The organism is Gillisella taibaishanensis (assembly GCF_001938985.1).
Lineage (GTDB): Bacteria > Pseudomonadota > Alphaproteobacteria > Rhizobiales > Rhizobiaceae > Allorhizobium > Allorhizobium taibaishanense.
Genome location: NZ_MKIN01000022.1, coordinates 925,191 through 944,135, shown reverse-complemented (window position 1 = coordinate 944,135; position 18,945 = coordinate 925,191). Strand labels below are relative to the sequence as shown.

Sequence of the window (18,945 nt, the reverse complement as noted above, 5' to 3'; positions counted from 1 at the left end):
ATTCGCCAGGCATGAATTGGCATTACATGAATTCGCTTGGATCGAAGTTGACGACCACTTCGGACCAGGCATCGTATTTTTCGACAGGCAGGTTCTTGAATGGAGCGGACTTGAGGATGGCGCGCCGGGCGCTGCCGATCAGCACCTGCTGGGCGCTGGGAGAGCCGCCGGTGGCCGTCACTTCAGGCTCGCCGATCAGGTTGCCGCCTTCGTCCAGCTTGAAATGGGCGCGGATGACCATGCCCTGGGCATCGGCCATGCCTGACAGCACCGTCCAATTCTCCTGGATCGCACCACGCAGGGCGTCCATTTCGCTCTGGCTCAGCGTCGAGCCGCCGGTGGTCTTCTTGCCGCCGAGAGCTGCCTGCTGGGTGGAGCGCTTGGCACCGCCGCCAGCCGCATCCGTCTTGTTCAACAGAGCTGCGATCTCGTCGGCGTTGAAGTCGCTTTCCTTCGAGGTCTTGGCCTTGGCCATCTGCTGGTTCTTGTCGGCCTTCTTCACATCAGGCGCCTTGGCGGTCTCCGTCTTCGGCTTTGCCTCGGTCGGCTTTGCTTCGGGCACCTTGGTCTCGGCAGGCTTCGGCGGCTCGGGCTTGGGCTTCACGGCCGGCAGCGGGATGCTCGACGGCAGCGGGGTTTCCTCGGTCTTGGCCACTTCCTGCGGCTTGGCCTCGGCTTTCGGCTCTGGCTTTGCCTCAGGCTTCGGCGGCTCCGGCTTGGGAGGCTCGGGCTTAGGTTCTGGCGTCGGGGTTGGCACGTCCTTCGGGAGAGGCACGGTATCCTTGGAAGGGGCAACGGCCGTCTCTTCCTTGGTGATGTCCTTGACGTCGTTGGTTTCGGTGTCCTTGTTGGGCAGGACCTTGTCGACCTTTTCCGGGGCAGCCGCCGTCTGCTGCTGCGACGGCTTCTTGGACGGCGTCGGCGGCGTCTTCATGTCGACTTCATTGTCGCCCATGTTTTCGGCATTCGCCACGGTGTCCGGCTTCTTGGTGGGGGTCGGCGCGGATTTTTCGCGCTTGGGGGCCTTCTTATCGCCTTGCTGGATCTGCGTCAGCTCGGAAATCGGCACGATATCGACCGGCAATGCCTCGACATCGGCGACCTGCATGGGCGCAGGCGCGCTCAGCGTCACCAGCGCCATGGCCAGCAGCGTTACGTGCAAAATCGCGGATGTGACGAGACTGCCTTTCATTTCGAAAGATCACTTGTCCTGTTCTTGCAGGGTCACAAGGCCGATATTCTTGTAGCCAGCCGAAGAAATGCGCGCCATGACCTTCATGACGGTGCCATAGGCTGCGGCGGTATCGCCGCGTACATAGATGCGTTCATTGTAGCCGGTCGTGGCAATCGCCTGCAGCTTCGGCACGACTTCATCGATGGCGATTGGGCTTTCCTGCAGATAGATTTCACCGGCCGGATTGACCGAGATGGTGATCGGCTGCGTATCGGAATTCATGGCGCTGGCCTTGGTTTCCGGCAGATCGATCGGCACGCCGACGGTCATCATCGGTGCTGCCACCATGAAGATGATCAGGAGAACGAGCATGACGTCGACCAGCGGCGTCACGTTGATTTCGGACACGGGACCACGCTTGCCGCCGCCCCGGCGTCTGCCGCCGCGACGGCCACCGCCGCCTCCATTTGCTCCAACCGACATGCCCATCTGATCAATTCCTTATCGCTGGCCTCTCGCCTGCGTCTTATGCTCTCGAGTTATTCTGCAGCTTGGCGCGGCTGCAGTTTCTCATCGATCTGTCGCGACAGTATGGCGGAGAACTCGTCGGCAAAGCCTTCCATGCGGGCCGACAGCTTGCCTGCCTCCCCGGAAAACTTGTTGTAGGCGATGACGGCTGGAATAGCCGCAACCAGGCCGATGGCGGTGGCCAGCAGCGCTTCGGCGATACCGGGCGCGACAACCGCCAGATTGGTGGATTTCGATCCAGCAATCGCCTGGAACGAGGTCATGATACCGATAACCGTGCCGAACAGGCCGATGAACGGGCCGGCCGAACCGATGGTGGCAAGCGAGCCAAGGCGAGCTTCGAAGTGCTCGGCCTCGCGCGCCAAGGTTACGTCCATGGAGCGGTCGATACGCATCTGCAGACCGATCGGGGAGCGGGCGCCGCGTTCGAAGCTCTTCTTCCACTCGCGCATCGCGGATACGAAGATTGCCGCCATGCCGGTGTTGTTGCGCTCGGCCAGCGTGCGATACAATTCTTCCAGCGACTGGCCGGACCAGAATACCTGTTCGAACTGATCGAACTGGCGGCGTGCCTTGGAGAAGCTGACATATTTGTCGATGACGATCGCCCAGGTCCAGACGGAGGCGCCCAGAAGCCCGATCATTACCAGTTTCACGACCCAGCCGGCCTGCATGAACAGGGCCCAGAGGCTGACGTCATGGCTCGCGGCCACTGCTCCTAGTTGTTCCATCGCTCTATCGTTCCCAAATACCAAATGCCCAGGGCATGGTGCATGATGCAAGATACATGCGCCCGGGCGGCCAAGACGCGCCCTGTTTCCATAAGAAAACCGGTCGCTTCACCATTTCCATACGGCTTGCATCATTCCGTAAATCGCGGTGGATTTAAGGAACAATGCTCCGAAACCTTCAAATCAGATTGGGCGTGGCTGCCTTGCGGCGACATGCACCCTTGCCGGCGCACGGAGATAAGCGCTCGCTCATCGACCGCCTGATCTTTAATCGAAGCCGACCGAAGATCGTCACGCGGCGGCGAACCGCAAATCAGACCCCATACACCCGCTTTGCCTTCTTGCCGCAAATTTTGGTCAAAGGAAGGCGTGCAGCGCACAATCTGTATCAGCGGGATTAAGACACTATTATCGTTAACGATCGGTTATCGAGGGCGATTAAGCTCGACGATCATGCCTGTTCGATCGGGCGTCCGAGGAATTTCTCGGCGATGGTATCGGGCAGGCGGCGGGGGCGGCCGAGCCGGTTGACGACGGCAATCGTTACCTTCGCCTCGATCAACCGCCGCTCACCGGCATGGATGGTCTGGCGCAGCACCATCTTGGCGCCGCCGGCTTTTTCGGTGATCGTCTCGATATCAAGAATATCGTCCATCCGCGCCGGGCTCTTGAAATCGAGCTCCATGCGATGAACGACGAAGACCAGGCCTTCCTCGTCGACGCCGATCAATTCACTTTGCTCGCAGCCCAGGCAGCGCAGATAATCGGTGCGGCCACGCTCGAGAAAATGCAGATAGCGGGCGTGATAGACCAACCCGGAAAAATCCGTGTCTTCATAATAGACCCGTTGATGCAGACGATGGCCGCCTTCGATCAGGTGGCCGGAGAGGGAAAAGGTTTCGGTCATGATCTTACCTGTTTAATGCCCGAGATCGGCTTCGGTCCAGCCCAGGATTTCCATGATGTCGACCCGGTCGCGGAAGTCTGTGGCGGTGATGAACTCGTCGAGCTGTGGCGGCTTGACGGTACTTCCGGCCAGCATGGCATGGACCTGGCCGCGATGATGGGTTTGGTGCTGGAAAAGATGGGATAAGAGATCGTCGGTTCGCTCGATCTGCAGCCGAGACCCGCGATCGACGGTGGTCTTGGCCAGAAGGCGCTCTGCCGTCAGACCGTCACAGAAGGCGACAAGGCGCAGATCCACGGCAGATTGAGCCTGATGCAGGCTTTTCAGATCGGCAAAGGGCTCTTCTTCATCGAAAGCAGCCAGGCCCAGCCTGCCACCCTCCAGTGCATCGACATAGAACCAGTCGACGGTGAGGATATGATTGAGCGTTGTCTTGATGGATGGGAAGAAATTGGTCCTGACAGCCTCGAATTCGCCGGGCTGCAGCCCTGCACAGGCGGAGAGAAGGCGTGCATTGGCGAGTGCGTTGTTGCGCGCCAGTTTGCGATAGGTCCGGCAGGGGTCGTAGGCTGTGCTTGATGTCATGATCGTGGCTGGCCTTCGTTGATGATCAGGTGCTCGACCGTTTCCGGCAGCCTGGTGAGCGCATCGCCCAGAAAAGCCGGTCTGACATCATGAGCCAGGAAAGCGTCGGCTTTAGCGGGTACCCAGCGAAATACGACTTCCGAGGGACCATCGACAACCCGATGCACGATGTTCTCTGGGTGGAAGGGGAAGGCATCCTGAAGGGTCAGGAGATAATAGAATCCCAGCTCATGCGCGCTGTAGCCGTCAAAGCCGAAGAAACTCTCGACCACCCAGAGCAGCCGCTCGATCCTGACCGTGCGATCAAGCTCTTCCTGCATTTCTCTAACGATGGTTTCTTCGCTGGTCTCGCCGATTTCGGCCCGCCCGCCGGGCAGGGCCCAGTAGCGATCGTTGACGCCGGCTTGCACCAGGACGTGGTCATTCCGGATAATCAGACCCGCCACCCGGAAGGAAAACAGCTGTGGCTTCCTGTCGAGCCGGATCATGTGGCGCTCAAGGGTCATTTCTCGTCCAGATTGCCATCGTTCCACACCAAGTGGCGCGGGGAGGCGGGCAGAGTTTCGATCTCGTCCGCGATGAAATAAGGAGGGATGTCGAGAGCGGTCAAGGCTTGGCCGGTGGCGCGTGCCCATTTGAATTCCAGCGCGTTCTTGCCGTCCTGGATGCGGTGGATGATGTCCGTCTCGTGGAAGGGCAGGGTGTCAGGCAGATGCATCAGGTAATAGAAGCCAAGCTCGTGCCAGTCGCGGCCTTCGTAGTGGAAGAAATTCTCGACGCTCCACAGCAGCCGGTCGATCTTAGCCTCGACGCCGAGTTCCTCGACCATTTCGCGCTTCAATGTCTCTTGCGAGGTCTCGCCGACTTCGGCGCGCCCGCCCGGAAAGGTCCAGAATTTTTCATGCGCGGCGCGGTGGACCAGCACATGGCCGTTGCGAAAGGCAAGGCCAGCGATGCGCATCTGGAAGACGCGGCCGCCCTGCTTGATGCGGATGCGGTCGTCGGGCTTTTTAGACAAGGTCGATCACCAGGATTTCCGGTGGCGAGCCGAAACGGATCGGCGCGACCGAACAGCCAAGCCCGCCCGAGACGATCAGGTTGCGACCGCCCTCTTCGTGATGGCCATAGACATAGCGCGAGCCGTAGCGCGAGGGCACGACCGGGGTCCAGCCGAACAGATTGACCTGGCCGCCATGGGTATGGCCCGAGAGCGTCAGCGAGACCCGATTGGGCACGCTTGGAAAGATATCCGGCTCATGGGCCAGCAGGATGACCGGGGCCGTGTCGGTGACCTGAGCAAGCGTGCCTGGCAGGTCATCGAGGCCGCGCATGCGGTGATTGCCGGTGAGATAGGCCCATTGGTCCTCAAGCCCGGCAACCCAGAAAGGCTGGTCGGCAGGCCCGAGCCGCGCGGCCGAATTGGACATGGCATTGATGCCGACGGCGCGCAGTGCCTTATGGGCAACGGTCTCCTTCAGACGCAGTTCCTGCGCCTGGCTATCCTGCCACCAATCGTGATTGCCGCAGACGGCATGGACGCCGTAGGGCGCCTTCAGCACCGAGAGCGCTCTTGCCCAATCATCCGGCGGCACCACGCCGGTCACCAGCTTCATGCCGGACATATAGTCGCCGAGCATGAGGATGACGTCGCCACCGAGCGTGTTGGCGTAATCGCAGATCCGGGCGATGCGCTCTGCCGGCATCCAGGGCTCGCAGGCATGGAAATCGGCAAGGGCGACGATGCGCAGGGGCCGGCCCTTCGGCCAGCCTCGCGGGGACAGCTTGTATCGGGTGGTTTCCAGCCGCAGCAGCGGCTCGACCCCGCCGGCATAACCGCCGAGCGACAGGATGCCGGCGGCGGTGCCGGCCAGCAGTTTGAAAAAGGTGCGGCGGCTGATCAATCGTCATCCTCGAGGGTCAGGCGGAATTGCGCGGCCTCCATATCCTTTGGCGGCAGCATGCCCAGATGTTTCCAGGCAATTGCGGTCAGAACACGACCGCGCGGAGTGCGCTGGATGAAACCCTGCTGGATCATATAGGGCTCAATAATATCCTCAATGGCATCGCGCGGTTCCGACAGCCCGGCTGCAATGGTGTCGATGCCAACAGGGCCGCCGCCGAAATTGACGGCAATCATCGTCAGGTAGCGCTTATCGAGCTGATCGAGGCCCATATTGTCCACTAACAAGCGCGTGAGCGCCTCGTCGGCGATCTCGCGGGTCACCGCCGGGGCGCGGGCGACTTCCGTGAAATCGCGCACCCGGCGCAATAGCCGGCCGGCGATGCGTGGCGTGCCACGGGCACGCCTGGCAATCTCGCGGGCGCCGTCATCGGTCATGCCGAGCCCCATCAGGCGGGCACCGCGCCGCACGATCAGCTCCAGTTCCTCGACGGTATAGAAGGACAGGCGCACGGGAATGCCGAAACGGTCGCGCAGCGGCGTCGTCAACAGGCCGAGCCGGGTGGTGGCGGCGACCAGGGTGAATTTGGAGAGATCGATCTTTACCGAGCGGGCCGCCGGGCCTTCGCCGATGATCAGGTCGAGCTGGAAATCCTCCATGGCCGGATAGAGGATTTCCTCGACAGCCGGGCTCAGGCGATGAATTTCGTCGATGAACAGCACGTCGCGTTCTTCGAGATTGGTCAGCAGTGCGGCGAGATCGCCGGCCTTGGCAATGACGGGGCCTGATGTCGAGCGGAAATTGACGCCAAGCTCCTTTGCCATGATCTGCGCCAGCGTCGTCTTGCCGAGCCCGGGCGGGCCGACGAACAGAACATGGTCCAGCGCTTCGCCCCGGTTCTTGGCCGCTTCGATGAACACTTTCAGGTTGGCGCGTGCCTCCGCCTGGCCGGTGAAATCGTCGAGCGTTTGCGGGCGCAGCGCCGCATCGACGTCTTCTCCACGCTTTTCCGGGGTGAGGATCGGGTTTTGCGTGCTCATGCGAGGAGTTCCATATGGGGCACTGTCCTTGCGGCCTTTCGGTCGAATGTCATTGTCGTCCTGCAGCCAAGCTCCCGGTTCTTGAGAGCGATGAAAATATCGGCGAATTCCTCGTTGCTGCGATCCATTTCATCCAGTGTCAGCTCGATGACGTTTTCGTCTTCCAGCACCAGATTTTCGGAATCGAGCAGCCCCGAGAGGATGATCTTCAACTCGTCCTTGGACATCTTGAGCCGCCGGCGGGCCGTCCAGATAAATTCCAATAAGACGGCGCTGTTGATGAAGCCGGGCTGCTCAAGCGTCAGGCTTTCGGCAAACGTCAGCGCCTGTTTTGTCCGTACGTCGTCGTCCTGCATGGTGATACGCAGCAGGACATTGGTGTCGATGCCGATCATTCGCATTCCATCACGTGGTCGACGATCGCATCGCCAATGGCATCATTCATCTCCTCGACCGTCAAGGTCGGCATATCAGGACGATGCAGGATGCCGGCGAGATCGCTCAGCCGCTTGTTCTTTGCCTTTAGCGTGACCTCACCGTTTTTCACGATATAGCGAAGCCGATCGCCCGGCTTCAACTTTAACAGTTCGCGGATTTCGGCGGGCACCGTGGTTTGACCCTTGGAGGTCATCGTGGCGTAGAAGACATTCATGCTCTGCCTCCCAAGGAGCGAATTGCTGACTGCATTCCTTACATTTTCACAATAGTAAGGAATGATGCCGAAAGCAAGGAATCACCGCGACAGTTCCTTCAAGCCGAGGCGGATCAGCTTAGCGCTGTCGGCACCTTCTCCGCCATTTTTCAAGGCGGCGGCGATGGCATTGGCGGCCTGGTCGCGGGAATAGCCGAGATTGGTCAGCGCCGAGACGGCATCGGAAACCGGAGCCGAGGCCACGCCTTCGCCGAGTTCCTGCTTGAGGCCGATGGCGCTGCCGGCGTCGCCGGTAAAGGCTGGGGATTTGTTCTTCAGCTCGGTGACCAGCCGCAACGCCACTTTCGGGCCGACGCCGGGCGCGCGCGAAATGGCGGGTTTGTCCTGAAGCGCGATGGCATTGGCCAGTTCCGAGGGGGTAAGGGTGGCCAAGATCGCCAACGCCACCTTGGCGCCGACGCCCTGGACGCTTTGCAGCAGGTTGAACCATTCCCGTTCCAGCGCGCTCATGAAACCATAGAGTTTCAGCTGGTCCTCGCGCACATAGGTCTCGATGAACAGCACGATCGCTTCACCGGGCGAGCCGAGCCGCGACAGGGTGCGTGCCGAGCAATATGCAACGTAGCAGACGCCGTGCACATCGACCAGAACATGGTCGTCGCCGATCTCGTCAATGGTGCCTTTGAGCTTGCCGATCATTAGGTATCATCCAGAAAGCCAGAGAAAAGAAGTGAGGGTCAGCCGGCCAATGCCTTGCGCATCCGGTCGCCACCGCGATTATGGGCATGGCAGATGGCGATGGCCAGCGCATCGGCCGCATCATTGCCTTTGAATTCGGCCTTTGGCATCAGGATTTTCAGCATCATGTGGATCTGCTGCTTGTCGCCGTGGCCGACGCCGATCACCGATTTCTTCACAGCATTCGGCGCGTATTCTGCAACGGGCAGTCCGGCGCGGGCCGGCACCAGCATGGCGATGCCGCGCGCCTGGCCGAGCTTCAGCGTCGCCACCGCATCCTTGTTGACGAAGGTCTGTTCGACAGCGGCTTCCTCGGGTTGATAGAGGTGCACGACATCGGCAAGCCCGTCATGCAACTGGCAGAGCCGCGAGGCGAGATCCATGTCGCCATCCGACGTGACCGTGCCCGAGCCAATGAAGCGCAAGGAGTTGCCGAGCGTCTCGATCACGCCCCAGCCGGTGCGGCGAAGTCCCGGGTCGATGCCGATGATGCGAATCGCGCCTGTCATGCAAAATCCTAGAGGTTGTCAGCAGAAGTGAAGTCCGGTTTTTCCAAAAACACAAACGAAGATAGAGGAATCGACGGTCTTTCCGGTTCAATCTGCACCGAGCCGACTCTAGTCCGTTTTGCGTCAGATTTGCCAGCAAAAAGTGAACAAAACAAAAACATTTACCCGGTTCTTATCCCAGAATGAACAAACTGCTTACAGCCTGCACGGGAAGATTTGATCGGCCGTGTCTTGTCCGGCCCTTGGTATTGGTGGTGGCTATCCATACATAACGACCATCACCAGTTCCGGAGCAAGCACCATGATCGCGTCCAAAACCGTGCCGATGTCCATTCTTGACCTGTCGCCGATCGGCGAGGGGCAGGGGGTGGCCGATGCCTTGGAGGCGTCGCGGCGCATGGCTGTCGCGGCCGAAGACAGTGGCTATACTCGCTTCTGGTTGGCCGAGCACCACGGCATGCCGGGCATTGCCAGCGCTGCGACCGCGCTTGTCATTGCCCATGTCGGTGCGGCGACCAAGCGCATTCGCATCGGCTCCGGCGGCATTATGCTGCCCAATCACTCGCCGATGGTGATCGCCGAACAGTTCGGCACGCTGGCCGCGCTGTTTCCAGGCCGTGTTGATCTGGGGCTCGGCCGCGCGCCGGGCTCGGACATGCGCACGGCCAGGGCGTTGCGGCGCAATCTGGAGGCGGGCGCTGAAAACTTTCCGCAGGATATTCAGGAGCTGCAATTGCTGCTCGGGCCGCCAGTCGGCGATGGAAGCTTGATGGCGGTGCCCGGCGTCAACAGCGACGTGACGGTCTGGCTGCTCGGTTCGAGCCTTTACAGCGCCCACTTGGCTGCTGCCTTGGGCTTGCCTTACGCCTTTGCCTCGCATTTCGCGCCGGACCAGTTGTTTGAAGCGATCTCGATCTACCGCGACCGGTTCCAGCCGTCCGAGAGCCTGGCCGAGCCCTATATGATTGTCGGGGTCATGGCAGCGGTGGCAGATACGGACGCCCAAGCGCAGCGGCTGTTTACCTCCGCGCAGCAGCAGTTCATCAACCTGCGGCGCAACGTGCGAACAAAATTTCCACGCCCGGTCGACACCATGGACGGGGTCTGGAGCGAAATGGAACGGTTCGGTGTCGAACACACGCTGCAACATGCGGTCGTGGGCAGCGAGGCAACAGCCAAGGCCAAGCTTGCACGCTTCTTGAACGACACCGGCGCCGATGAAGTCATTGTTTCCATGCCGATCCATGACATCGAGGCGCGGCTCAAGTCCGTCCGGCTGTTTGCAGGTCTGCAAAACGCGGCCGGCGCTGCGGCCTGAAAACAGTCTCACGCAGCGTTATGGTTAAGCGATACGCTTAATGACGTGTTAACCTTTACCCCCCATTATCCACGGTTGAAACATGGGGCGCGGCCCCGATCTTCCTGGATTTTTTGGGGCCTTTCCTATGAAAAGACATTTGTGGGCAATGTTTGCCGCCGTCCTCCTGGCCGGTCAGGCCGGTGCCGCGGATCTCTACCAGCCAGAACCGCCGCTGCAGGATGCGCCGGAAGTTCGGGTTGCCGACACGAGCGGCTGGTACCTGCGCGGTGACGTCGGCTATTCCTTCAACCAGCTGCGCGGCGCGAAGTTCTACCAGGGCTCCAATGCGACCCAGGCAAGCTTCGATCGCCACGATCTCGACAACAGCTATAGCCTCGGCGCCGGTGTCGGTTACCAGATCAACAGTCATCTGCGCACCGATCTGACGTTCGACTATCTCGGAAAGTCAGACTTTACCGGCTCTACCCACGGCTCCTGCGGCGTCTCCACCGCTTGTACATCCCGTGACCTGTCGTCGCTGCAGGCCTATACGCTGATGGCCAATGCCTATGTCGACCTCGGCACCTATGCTGCATTTACGCCCTATGTTGGCGCTGGCATCGGCGGCTCCTATGTCAAATGGGATAAGCTGAAGAACACCTCCTGCGCCGACGACGGCAGCGGTTGCGATGGCTCGGAAGAACATGGCGGCCGCGGCAGCTGGCGCTTTGCCTACCAGCTGATGGTCGGCACCTCGATCGACATCACTTGCGACTGGAAGGCCGATATCGGCTATCGCTTCCGCCAGACCTCCTCGGGCAACATGTTCGGCTACAAGGCCAATGGCGGCCCCGGCAGTGACAAGGGTTTCTACAGCCACGACCTGCATGTTGGCGCCCGCTACCAGTTCGGCGGCTGCCCGACACCGGTGGCCTATGAGCCCCCGCCGCAACCGCTCGTATACAAGTAATCGCTTCGGCTCATCACTGTCATTTGAACGGACCGCGCATCCCCAGGGGATGCGCGGTTTTTTCGTCTGTCGGGTTGCTTGTCGGGCCGTTCGTCCGGCCGTTCGTCTGGAATGTGTCAGGTCGTAAGGTGCGGGCGGCTTGCTTTTCTCGCGGCTCGTTCTAAAGCTAGCTCCGGAAAAGAGACTATCGGCGGTGCATTGGGTTTTCCGCCGACCTAAACTTTTCCGCATCCATTTGCATCAGTCATTGTTATCGCCGTCTCCATCATCGCCTTCACTGGCAACATCGTTTCGAAGCACCGTGTCATGGTCCACCTCAAGTCATTCACCGCCTTCCTCGTTTGGCCGGGCGTTTTCCTGTTCGGGTTAACGGGCTCCTATTTCGCCTTTTCCAGTCCACATCCGCTGGCTGCGTTCGTTGCCGTCTATATCGGCGCCTTCGCGTTGCTTGGTCTTAGCGAGCGGCTTTTGCCCTATGAGCCCGAATGGCTTGATGGCGATGGCGAGACCTTCAACGATGTCGCCCACACGCTGCTGACCAAGGGGTTGGTGGAGTTCGTTTCCGGTTTGACGGTGATCTTTCCAATGGCCGCTGCCAAGGTATTGCAGCCGCTTGCGGCGCTGGAGTTCCATCTCTGGCCCACCGGTCTTCCTATGGCGCTGCAGGTGGTGCTTGGTTTGATCATTGCCGAATTCGGACTTTACTGGGCGCATCGCATCGCCCACGAGCGGCTGTATTTCTGGCGCTTTCACGCGCTGCATCACAGCGTTGCCAGGCTTTGGGTGGTCAATACCGGGCGGTTCCATGTGATGGATTCGCTGTTCAAGGTGGCGCTCAGCCAGGCCCCGCTCTATCTACTGGGCGCACCGGTCTCGGTGTTCCTGTGGATCGGCGCCGTCACCGCCTTCGTCGGCATTCTCACGCATTGCAACGTTGCGGTGCAGACCGGCATTCTCGATTATGTGTTCAGCACGCCGCGCCTGCATCGCTGGCATCATTCCAAGGACCTGCGCGAAGGCAACACCAACTACGGCGAGAACCTCGTTCTTTTCGACCTGCTGTTTCGCACCTACTACAATCCGGCCCACGGCCCGAGCACCAATATCGGCATCAGCGGCAAGGTCTCCGACACCTTTATCGGCCAGTTGGTCCAGCCCTTCACCGTGAAGGGCCAGCGGCAGATCCTGGGCGCCCGACCGGCATCGGAGCCTGTGATTGCCGCCAGCACGGATGCTCAGAACTCGCGCTTGATTAACACCCTGTCCAGCGACAGCGCGCCGCCGCCAAAGGCCGCGTAAAACAACGCGCCGCCGGTCCAGAACAGCGAGGCAATCTCGGCCTTGCTCTGAACCTGTTCCAGGAAAGCGGTTCCCCCGTCGGCCAGTCGCTTGGCAGCCTCGGGCGTGAAGAACCCGCTGCCTGCCTTCAGGGCGGCGATGCCATCAGGGGTCAGGAAGGCATGGCCGTACGGAAAATGCACATGGAACCAGAGCGTGATTGCCAGCATCACGCCATTGGCCAGCGCCACCGGCCGGGTCAACAGCCCCAGGACAATCAGGATGCCGCCGAAAAACTGAATGGCGGCCAGCATCGGTGACCAGAGCCAGCCGGGATAAAAGCCGAGGTTTTCGACAAAGCCGATCTGCGCCATCGGCGCCATGATCTTCGGGTAGCCCTCGATGACCAGCATGGCACCGATCGCCACACGGAAGGCCGTGAAGGCCAGCGGCTCCGCGAAGCCGGAATAGAATTTTTCCATGAACGGCAGGATCAGCCGAGGCGCTTTCGTGTCCCTGGTCTGGGCCGCCGACGGTTGTGCAATGCCGGATCTGGCTGTGGGTGCCGGGGAAATGGTTTCGGTCGTCATGGCGGTGTATGTCCTTTGCGTTAAGCGGCTGCTTTGACGTATTTTCCAGAGCGCCGACTCGCTTTTCCTGAAGGTGCCCTGGGGGCTTGATCTCGGTTCGCCATGATCCTGCCAGAGGCTCCGGCAATCCCATTTGATCTCGGTCAAGATCGCCCATGGGTTGTGGATCACATTTTTGTTGGATGCCGCGTTGTCGGTTGCAGGCCGATAAAAGTCGCTTGACGGAAATATCAAACTCGAATAGCAACAGCGGCGGGACACCTCTCCCCAACGAGAGGCTAATTACCTGGAAGGGTATCTGATTATGGCTGAGATTCTCGCCCCCGCCGCACGTCCGGCAAACACTCATTTTTCGTCTGGCCCTTGCTCGAAGCGCCCCGGTTGGTCGCTCGACGCGCTGTCTGATGCCCCGCTCGGTCGTTCGCACCGCGCCAAGGTCGGCAAGGACAAGCTGAAGCTGGCCATCGACCTGACCCGCGAAATCCTCAAGGTTCCCGCCGATTACCGCATCGGTATCGTTCCCGCTTCTGACACCGGTGCCGTTGAAATGGCGCTGTGGTCGCTGCTCGGTGAGCGTGGCGTCGACATGCTGTCTTGGGAAAGCTTCGGTGCCGGCTGGGTCACAGACGTCGTCAAGCAGCTCAAGCTTGCCGATATTCGCAAGTTCAATGCCGATTACGGCCTGCTGCCAAACCTCGCTGATGTTGATTTCGACCGCGATGTGGTCTTCACCTGGAACGGCACCACGTCAGGCGTTCGCGTTCCCAATGCCGATTTCATTCCTGCTGATCGCAAGGGTCTGACCATCTGCGATGCAACCTCTGCTGCCTTTGCGCAGGAAATGGATTTCTCCAAGCTCGACGTCGTGACCTTCTCCTGGCAGAAGGTTCTGGGCGGCGAGGGCGGTCACGGCATGCTGATCCTCAGCCCCCGTGCGGTTGCCCGTCTTGAATCGTATGCTCCGGCCTGGCCGCTGCCGAAGATTTTCCGCCTCACCTCTGGCGGCAAGCTGATCGAAGGCATCTTCAAGGGCGAAACCATCAACACGCCTTCGATGCTCTGCGTCGAAGACTATCTCGATGCCTTGAACTGGGCAAAGTCGCTGGGTGGCCTGGATGCGCTGATTGCGCGTGCGGATGCCAATGCCAAGGTGATCTTCGATTTCGTGGCTGCCAATGACTGGATCGCCAACCTTGCGCAGCTTGACGAGACCCGCTCCAACACGTCTGTTTGCCTGACCATTGCCGATCCTGAGGTTCTGGCACTGCCTGCCGAAGAGCAGGCCGCGTTTGCCAAGGGCATTGCAACGCTTCTGGAAAAGCAGGGCGTGGCCTATGACATCGGTGCTTACCGCGATGCGCCGGCTGGCCTGCGTATCTGGGCAGGTGCGACGATCGAGACCGCCGACATGCAGGCGCTGATGCCTTGGCTGACCTGGGCTTACCAGACGCAGAAGGCGACGCTTGCCAAGGCTGCGGCGTAAAGCATTTTTCGGTTCCGCCCTGTGGCGGAACCTTTCTTCTCATTCCTGATCGTTACAAACGAACTCTCATTGGAGGCCTCGTCATGGCACCTCGCGTTCTCGTATCCGACGAATTGTCGGAAACCGCCGTCCAGATCTTCCGCGATCGCGGCGTTGAAGTGGATTTCCAGCCGAAACTCGGCAAGGACAAGGACAAGCTTGCCGAAATCATCGGCAATTACGATGGTCTGGCCATCCGCTCGGCCACCAAGGCCACGGAAAAGCTGATCGCTGCCGCCACCAACCTGAAGGTCATCGGCCGCGCTGGTATCGGCGTCGACAATGTCGATATTCCGGCTGCTTCGCGTCGCGGTATCATCGTGATGAACACGCCGTTCGGCAATTCGATCACGACCGCCGAACACGCGATTGCATTGATGTTCGCTGTTGCCCGCCAGTTGCCCGCAGCCGATGCCTCCACCCAGGCCGGCAAGTGGGAAAAGTCGAAGTTCATGGGCGTCGAAATCACCGGCAAGGTGCTGGGCGTTATCGGTGCCGGCAATATCGGCGGTATCGTCTGCAAGAAGGCCATTGGCCTTGGCATGCATGTCATCGCCTATGACCCCTTCCTGTCGGCTGAGCGCGCCCAGGAAATGGGCGTGAAGAAGGTCGAGCTGGACGAGTTGCTCGCCCAGGCCGATTTCATCACCCTGCATGTACCGATGACCGACAAGACCCGCGGCATTCTCGGCAAGGAAAACCTCGCCAAGACCAAGCCCGGCGTCCGCATCATCAACTGCGCCCGCGGCGGCCTGGTGGATGAGGCAGCGCTTGCCGAAGCCATCAAGTCCGGTCATGTCGCCGGTGCCGGTTTCGACGTGTTCGAAGTCGAGCCTGCCACCGAGAGCCCGCTGTTTGGCCTGCCAAACGTGGTCTGCACCCCGCATCTGGGCGCTTCGACCACCGAAGCCCAGGAAAATGTCGCTTTGCAGGTCGCCGAGCAGATGTCGGATTACCTGGTCAAGGGTGCCGTTTCCAACGCGATCAACATGCCGTCGATCACCGCTGAGGAAGCACCGCTGTTGAAGCCGTTCATCCGGCTTGCCGATGTTCTCGGTGCTTTCGTCGGTCAGGTCACCGATGGTGCGATCAAGGAAATCGAGATCCTCTATGACGGCCAGACGGCCACGATGAACACGAAGGCGCTGACGTCTGCGCTGCTGGCCGGCCTGATCCGTGCTCAGGTGTCGGATGTCAACATGGTCTCCGCGCCCATCATGATCAAGGAAAAGGGTATCGTCCTTTCTGAGGTCAAGCGCGACAAGACAGGTGTCTATGACGGCTATATCAAGCTGACGGTGACCACTGAAAAGCAGACCCGCTCGATTGCCGGTACCGTATTCTCCGACGGCAAGCCGCGCTTCATCCAGATCAAGGGCATCAATCTCGACGCCGATGTCGGCCCGCATATGATCTACATTTCCAACACCGACGTGCCCGGCATGATCGGCTTCATGGGCACCACGCTCGGCAATGCCGGCGTCAACATCGCCAACTTCCAGCTTGGCCGTGAAAAAGAGTCGGGCGACGCCATCGCGCTTCTCTATGTCGACGGCCCGGTCGAACAGGCTGTGCTTGACCAGCTGACCGCCAACCCGGCGATCAAGCAGGCCCGGCTTCTGACCTTCGCGGTCGAATAAGCGGCCTCAAAAGCCTTGATGTTAAAGAAGCCCGGCAGGAGAAATCCTCGCCGGGCTTTTTCATGTCGCTTCGCAGCTTGATATCCGTCAAGATGTCGCATGGCGGCTTGTCGCATTGATCTCGGTGCGGGCTGTTCTATCTTTGCTTAAACACGGATCTTCCCTGCCTGATGCAGATGCAGATCCGGTTTTGGGGGAGTGCAACTGTCATGTTCGATCACTTCGACGCCGTCCTTCTCGCCCGGATGCAATTCGCCTTCACGGTGTCTTTCCACATCATCTTTCCGGCTTTCTCCATCGGGTTGGCCAGCTATCTCGCCGTGCTGAACGGGCTTTACCTGCGCACGAAGAACGAGGTCTATTTCGAGCTGTTCAATTTCTGGAAGACGATCTTCGCCGTTGCCTTCGGCATGGGCGTCGTCTCCGGTATCGTCATGTCCTATCAATTCGGCACCAACTGGTCGGTGTTTTCAGACAAGGCCGGGCCGGTCATCGGGCCGTTGATGGGTTATGAGGTGCTGACGGCCTTCTTCCTTGAGGCAGGTTTTCTCGGGGTCATGCTGTTTGGCTTGCAGCGGGTTGGACCTAAGCTGCATTTCTTTGCCACCTGCATGGTTGCCTTCGGCACGCTGATTTCGGCTACCTGGATCCTCGCCGTCAATTCCTGGATGCAGACGCCAGCCGGGTTCGGCATGAATGACAAGGGCCAGTTCATTCCGCTCGACTGGTGGGCGGTGATCTTCAACCCATCCTTTCCTTATCGCCTCGTGCATATGGTTCTCGCCGCCTATCTCACCACGGCGCTTGTGGTTGGTGCGGTCGGCGCCTGGCACCTCTTGCGCAAGACCGCGCCGCGCCGGGCAGGCATGATGTTTTCCATGGCCATGGGCATGGTTGCCGTCGTCGCGCCGATCCAGATCTTTGCTGGTGACGCGCATGGCTTGAACACGCTGGAACATCAGCCGGCCAAGGTCATGGCCATGGAAGGTCATTACGACAGCCATCCCGATGGCGCGCCATTAATCCTGTTCGGCATTCCAAATCCCGCCGAAAAGCGGATCGATTACGCAATCGAAGTGCCGAAGCTGTCGAGTTTGATCCTGAAGCACGATCTCAACGCGCCGCTTGCCGGCCTCGATACGGTGCCGCCTGAGCTGCAGCCTCCTGTCGCGGTGCTGTTCTGGTCCTTCCGGGTGATGGTCGGCCTTGGCTTCGCCATGCTGGGCCTCGGGCTCTGGAGCCTCTGGGCGCGTTATCGCGGTACGCTGACCAGCAATGCCTGGCTGCATCGCGCAGCGCTTGCCATGGGTCCGGCCGGGTTCATCGCGGTGCTGAGCGGCTGGATCACCACGGAGGTTGGCCGCCAGCCTTATACGGTTTACGGTCATCTGCTGACGGCGCAATCGCATTCGCCGATTGCAGCACCTGCGGTGGCGACCTCGCTGATCGCCTTCATCATCGTCTATTTCTTCGTCTTCGGGGCAGGGACCTTCTACATCCTGCGGCTGATGGCGCGCCTGCCGCGCGATCCGACGCCTGAAATCGGCGATGCACCGCTGCGCTCGGCCGGCATCACGCCCGGGCCAGCTCAGCATCCGGGTCCGCATATGAGTGGCAAAGGAGGCTCCCATGCCCATTGATTACGCCTTCATCTGGGCTGCGATCATCGCCTTTGCGGTGCTGGCCTATGTCATTCTCGACGGCTTCGATCTTGGCGTCGGCCTGCTTTTTCCCTTCTTCAAGAGCGAGCATGACCGCGACCAGATGATGAACTCGGTCGCCCCGGTCTGGGACGGCAACGAGACCTGGCTGGTGCTGGGTGGCGGCGGGCTGCTGGCGGTGTTTCCGCTGGCCTATGCCACCATCCTGCCTGCGCTCTACATGCCGATTATCCTGATGCTGCTGGGCCTGATCTTTCGCGGTGTCGCCTTCGAGTATCGTTGGCGCACACGGCGCTGGAAGGGTGTGTGGGATGTGGGCTTCACCGGCGGTTCGCTGGTGGCGGGCTTTTCGCAAGGGGTGGCGCTCGGCGCGCTGGTTCAAGGCATCCCGGTTGTCGACCGCGCCTATGCCGGCGGCTGGTGGGACTGGTTGACGCCGTTTTCCATCGCCACCGGTGTCGCCTTGGTGCTCGGTTATACTCTGCTCGGTGCCACCTGGCTGGTGTTCAAGACCGTGGGGCCGCTGCGCGACCAGGCCCAGCGCTATGCGCTGCTGTCTGCCGTGCTGACGGTTGGCGCCATGGGCGTGTTCAGCCTGTGGACGCCTTGGCTGAAGCCGCATTATCTCGATCGCTGGTTCAGCCTGCCCACGGCGGTGTTCTCTTTCGTCGTGCCGGCTCTGGTGCTTGCCTGCCTCTACCTGATCTTCCGGGGCCTGCGCGATGGGCGTGACTGGCTGCCTTTCGTTGCCTCGCTCGGCCTGTTCGTGCTCGGCTATGTCGGTATCGGCATCAGCTTCTATCCCTATATCGTGCCGGCTTCGGTCACGATCTGGGAGGCGGCTGCACCCGATACCAGCCTGAAATTCCTTCTGGTCGGGGCGGCTATCCTTGTACCGGTCATTCTGATCTATACGACCTATGCCTACTGGGTATTCAGGGGCAAGATCGATCCGGAAGAAGGATATCATTGATGACGCAAGACGAGGTCAGCGAACCGAAGACCGTCAAGCAGAAGCTCCTGTGGTTCGCGATCTTCTGGATCGCCGGTGTTGCCGTGGTCGGTGCCGTTGCGGCATCGATCCGGCTGGTGCTGATGCATAATTAACCTCTGCTCAAGCCTGTCGGTGGAGCTGGTCGCTTTTCGCCGGTCCTGCCCTTAAAATCCTTGTCTGCCATCGCCATATGCATGGTAACGCCCCCAAAAGGGCATTTTGGAG

22 protein-coding genes are annotated in these 18,945 nt (G+C 60.3%); 8 read left to right on the top strand and 14 right to left on the bottom strand.

The annotated features are described in order from the left end of the window. Positions 1–22 precede the first annotated feature (22 nt). The 13 genes from BJF91_RS15520 to ruvC all read right to left on the bottom strand — a co-directional run bounded on the left by BJF91_RS15520 (position 23) and on the right by ruvC (position 8,765). Positions 23–1,192: a cell envelope integrity protein TolA gene (locus tag BJF91_RS15520; protein WP_075615349.1), complete on the bottom strand. Its 1,170-nt coding sequence runs from the start codon at positions 1,190–1,192 to the stop codon at positions 23–25. 9 nt (positions 1,193–1,201) lie between these two features. After that, positions 1,202–1,663, bottom strand: a complete 462-nt coding sequence (gene tolR / locus BJF91_RS15515; protein WP_075615348.1) for a protein TolR — start codon at positions 1,661–1,663, stop codon at positions 1,202–1,204. Between the two features lie 50 nt (positions 1,664–1,713). Continuing rightward, positions 1,714–2,433, bottom strand: a complete 720-nt coding sequence (gene tolQ, locus BJF91_RS15510) for a protein TolQ (protein WP_075615347.1) — start codon at positions 2,431–2,433, stop codon at positions 1,714–1,716. A gap of 451 nt (positions 2,434–2,884) precedes the next feature. Then, positions 2,885–3,340, bottom strand: coding sequence for a tol-pal system-associated acyl-CoA thioesterase (gene ybgC / locus BJF91_RS15505; RefSeq protein WP_075615346.1), 456 nt, complete (start codon positions 3,338–3,340; stop codon positions 2,885–2,887). 12 nt (positions 3,341–3,352) lie between these two features. Beyond that, complete coding sequence (locus tag BJF91_RS15500) at positions 3,353–3,925, bottom strand: DinB family protein (RefSeq protein WP_075615345.1); 573 nt, start codon at positions 3,923–3,925, stop codon at positions 3,353–3,355. Continuing rightward, positions 3,922–4,431, bottom strand: coding sequence for an NUDIX hydrolase (locus BJF91_RS15495; RefSeq protein ID WP_075615344.1), 510 nt, complete (start codon positions 4,429–4,431; stop codon positions 3,922–3,924). Before BJF91_RS15495 ends, BJF91_RS15500 begins: the two co-directional genes overlap by 4 nt. Beyond that, the gene (locus tag BJF91_RS15490; RefSeq protein ID WP_083943355.1) at positions 4,428–4,886 is read right to left on the bottom strand and encodes an NUDIX hydrolase; all 459 of its coding nucleotides are present in this window, start codon (positions 4,884–4,886) and stop codon (positions 4,428–4,430) included. Before BJF91_RS15490 ends, BJF91_RS15495 begins: the two co-directional genes overlap by 4 nt. A gap of 49 nt (positions 4,887–4,935) precedes the next feature. Continuing rightward, positions 4,936–5,826: a metallophosphoesterase gene (locus BJF91_RS15485; RefSeq protein ID WP_075615342.1), complete on the bottom strand. Its 891-nt coding sequence runs from the start codon at positions 5,824–5,826 to the stop codon at positions 4,936–4,938. Beyond that, positions 5,823–6,866 (bottom strand): Holliday junction branch migration DNA helicase RuvB, encoded by a 1,044-nt coding sequence (gene ruvB / locus BJF91_RS15480; protein WP_075615341.1) that lies wholly within the window; start codon positions 6,864–6,866, stop codon positions 5,823–5,825. Before ruvB ends, BJF91_RS15485 begins: the two co-directional genes overlap by 4 nt. Beyond that, positions 6,863–7,261: a PIN domain-containing protein gene (locus tag BJF91_RS15475; protein WP_075615340.1), complete on the bottom strand. Its 399-nt coding sequence runs from the start codon at positions 7,259–7,261 to the stop codon at positions 6,863–6,865. The genes ruvB and BJF91_RS15475 overlap by 4 nt, the downstream gene beginning before the upstream one ends. Continuing rightward, positions 7,258–7,518, bottom strand: a complete 261-nt coding sequence (locus BJF91_RS15470) for an AbrB/MazE/SpoVT family DNA-binding domain-containing protein (RefSeq protein WP_075615339.1) — start codon at positions 7,516–7,518, stop codon at positions 7,258–7,260. Before BJF91_RS15470 ends, BJF91_RS15475 begins: the two co-directional genes overlap by 4 nt. A gap of 81 nt (positions 7,519–7,599) precedes the next feature. Continuing rightward, positions 7,600–8,217, bottom strand: a complete 618-nt coding sequence (ruvA, locus tag BJF91_RS15465; protein ID WP_075615338.1) for a Holliday junction branch migration protein RuvA — start codon at positions 8,215–8,217, stop codon at positions 7,600–7,602. Positions 8,218–8,255: 38 nt separating this feature from the next. Further along, complete coding sequence (ruvC, locus tag BJF91_RS15460) at positions 8,256–8,765, bottom strand: crossover junction endodeoxyribonuclease RuvC (protein ID WP_075615337.1); 510 nt, start codon at positions 8,763–8,765, stop codon at positions 8,256–8,258. 301 nt (positions 8,766–9,066) lie between these two features. Between ruvC and BJF91_RS15455 the strand changes: the two genes are divergently transcribed. From BJF91_RS15455 to BJF91_RS15445, 3 genes are all read left to right on the top strand, one after another. Then, positions 9,067–10,083, top strand: coding sequence for an LLM class flavin-dependent oxidoreductase (locus tag BJF91_RS15455; protein WP_075615336.1), 1,017 nt, complete (start codon positions 9,067–9,069; stop codon positions 10,081–10,083). A gap of 127 nt (positions 10,084–10,210) precedes the next feature. Continuing rightward, complete coding sequence (locus tag BJF91_RS15450) at positions 10,211–11,035, top strand: outer membrane protein (protein ID WP_075615685.1); 825 nt, start codon at positions 10,211–10,213, stop codon at positions 11,033–11,035. Positions 11,036–11,341: 306 nt separating this feature from the next. Beyond that, positions 11,342–12,334 carry a sterol desaturase family protein gene (locus tag BJF91_RS15445; RefSeq protein WP_075615335.1) on the top strand — a complete coding sequence of 331 codons (993 nt, stop codon included), beginning with the start codon at positions 11,342–11,344 and terminating at the stop codon, positions 12,332–12,334. On the opposite strand, the gene BJF91_RS15440 is transcribed toward BJF91_RS15445, so the two are convergent. Then, on the bottom strand, positions 12,271–12,903 hold the full coding sequence (locus BJF91_RS15440) for a DoxX family protein (protein WP_184412697.1): 633 nt from the start codon (positions 12,901–12,903) through the stop codon (positions 12,271–12,273). The two genes, BJF91_RS15445 and BJF91_RS15440, sit on opposite strands and share 64 nt — an antisense overlap. 304 nt (positions 12,904–13,207) lie before the next feature. Here BJF91_RS15440 and BJF91_RS15435 point away from each other — a divergent pair, with 304 nt between their 5' ends. From BJF91_RS15435 to BJF91_RS24815, 5 genes are all read left to right on the top strand, one after another. Next, a complete protein-coding gene (locus tag BJF91_RS15435; RefSeq protein WP_075615334.1) occupies positions 13,208–14,386 on the top strand; it encodes a phosphoserine transaminase in 1,179 nt (392 codons plus the stop codon). An 83-nt stretch (positions 14,387–14,469) separates the two neighbouring features. Then, positions 14,470–16,065 carry a phosphoglycerate dehydrogenase gene (serA, locus tag BJF91_RS15430; RefSeq protein ID WP_075615333.1) on the top strand — a complete coding sequence of 532 codons (1,596 nt, stop codon included), beginning with the start codon at positions 14,470–14,472 and terminating at the stop codon, positions 16,063–16,065. A 209-nt stretch (positions 16,066–16,274) separates the two neighbouring features. Continuing rightward, positions 16,275–17,705 (top strand): cytochrome ubiquinol oxidase subunit I, encoded by a 1,431-nt coding sequence (locus tag BJF91_RS15425; RefSeq protein ID WP_139310713.1) that lies wholly within the window; start codon positions 16,275–16,277, stop codon positions 17,703–17,705. Then, positions 17,695–18,699 carry a cytochrome d ubiquinol oxidase subunit II gene (cydB, locus tag BJF91_RS15420; RefSeq protein ID WP_075615331.1) on the top strand — a complete coding sequence of 335 codons (1,005 nt, stop codon included), beginning with the start codon at positions 17,695–17,697 and terminating at the stop codon, positions 18,697–18,699. Before BJF91_RS15425 ends, cydB begins: the two co-directional genes overlap by 11 nt. Beyond that, positions 18,699–18,833 (top strand): DUF2474 domain-containing protein, encoded by a 135-nt coding sequence (locus BJF91_RS24815; protein WP_139310712.1) that lies wholly within the window; start codon positions 18,699–18,701, stop codon positions 18,831–18,833. Before cydB ends, BJF91_RS24815 begins: the two co-directional genes overlap by 1 nt. Positions 18,834–18,945 lie beyond the last annotated feature (112 nt).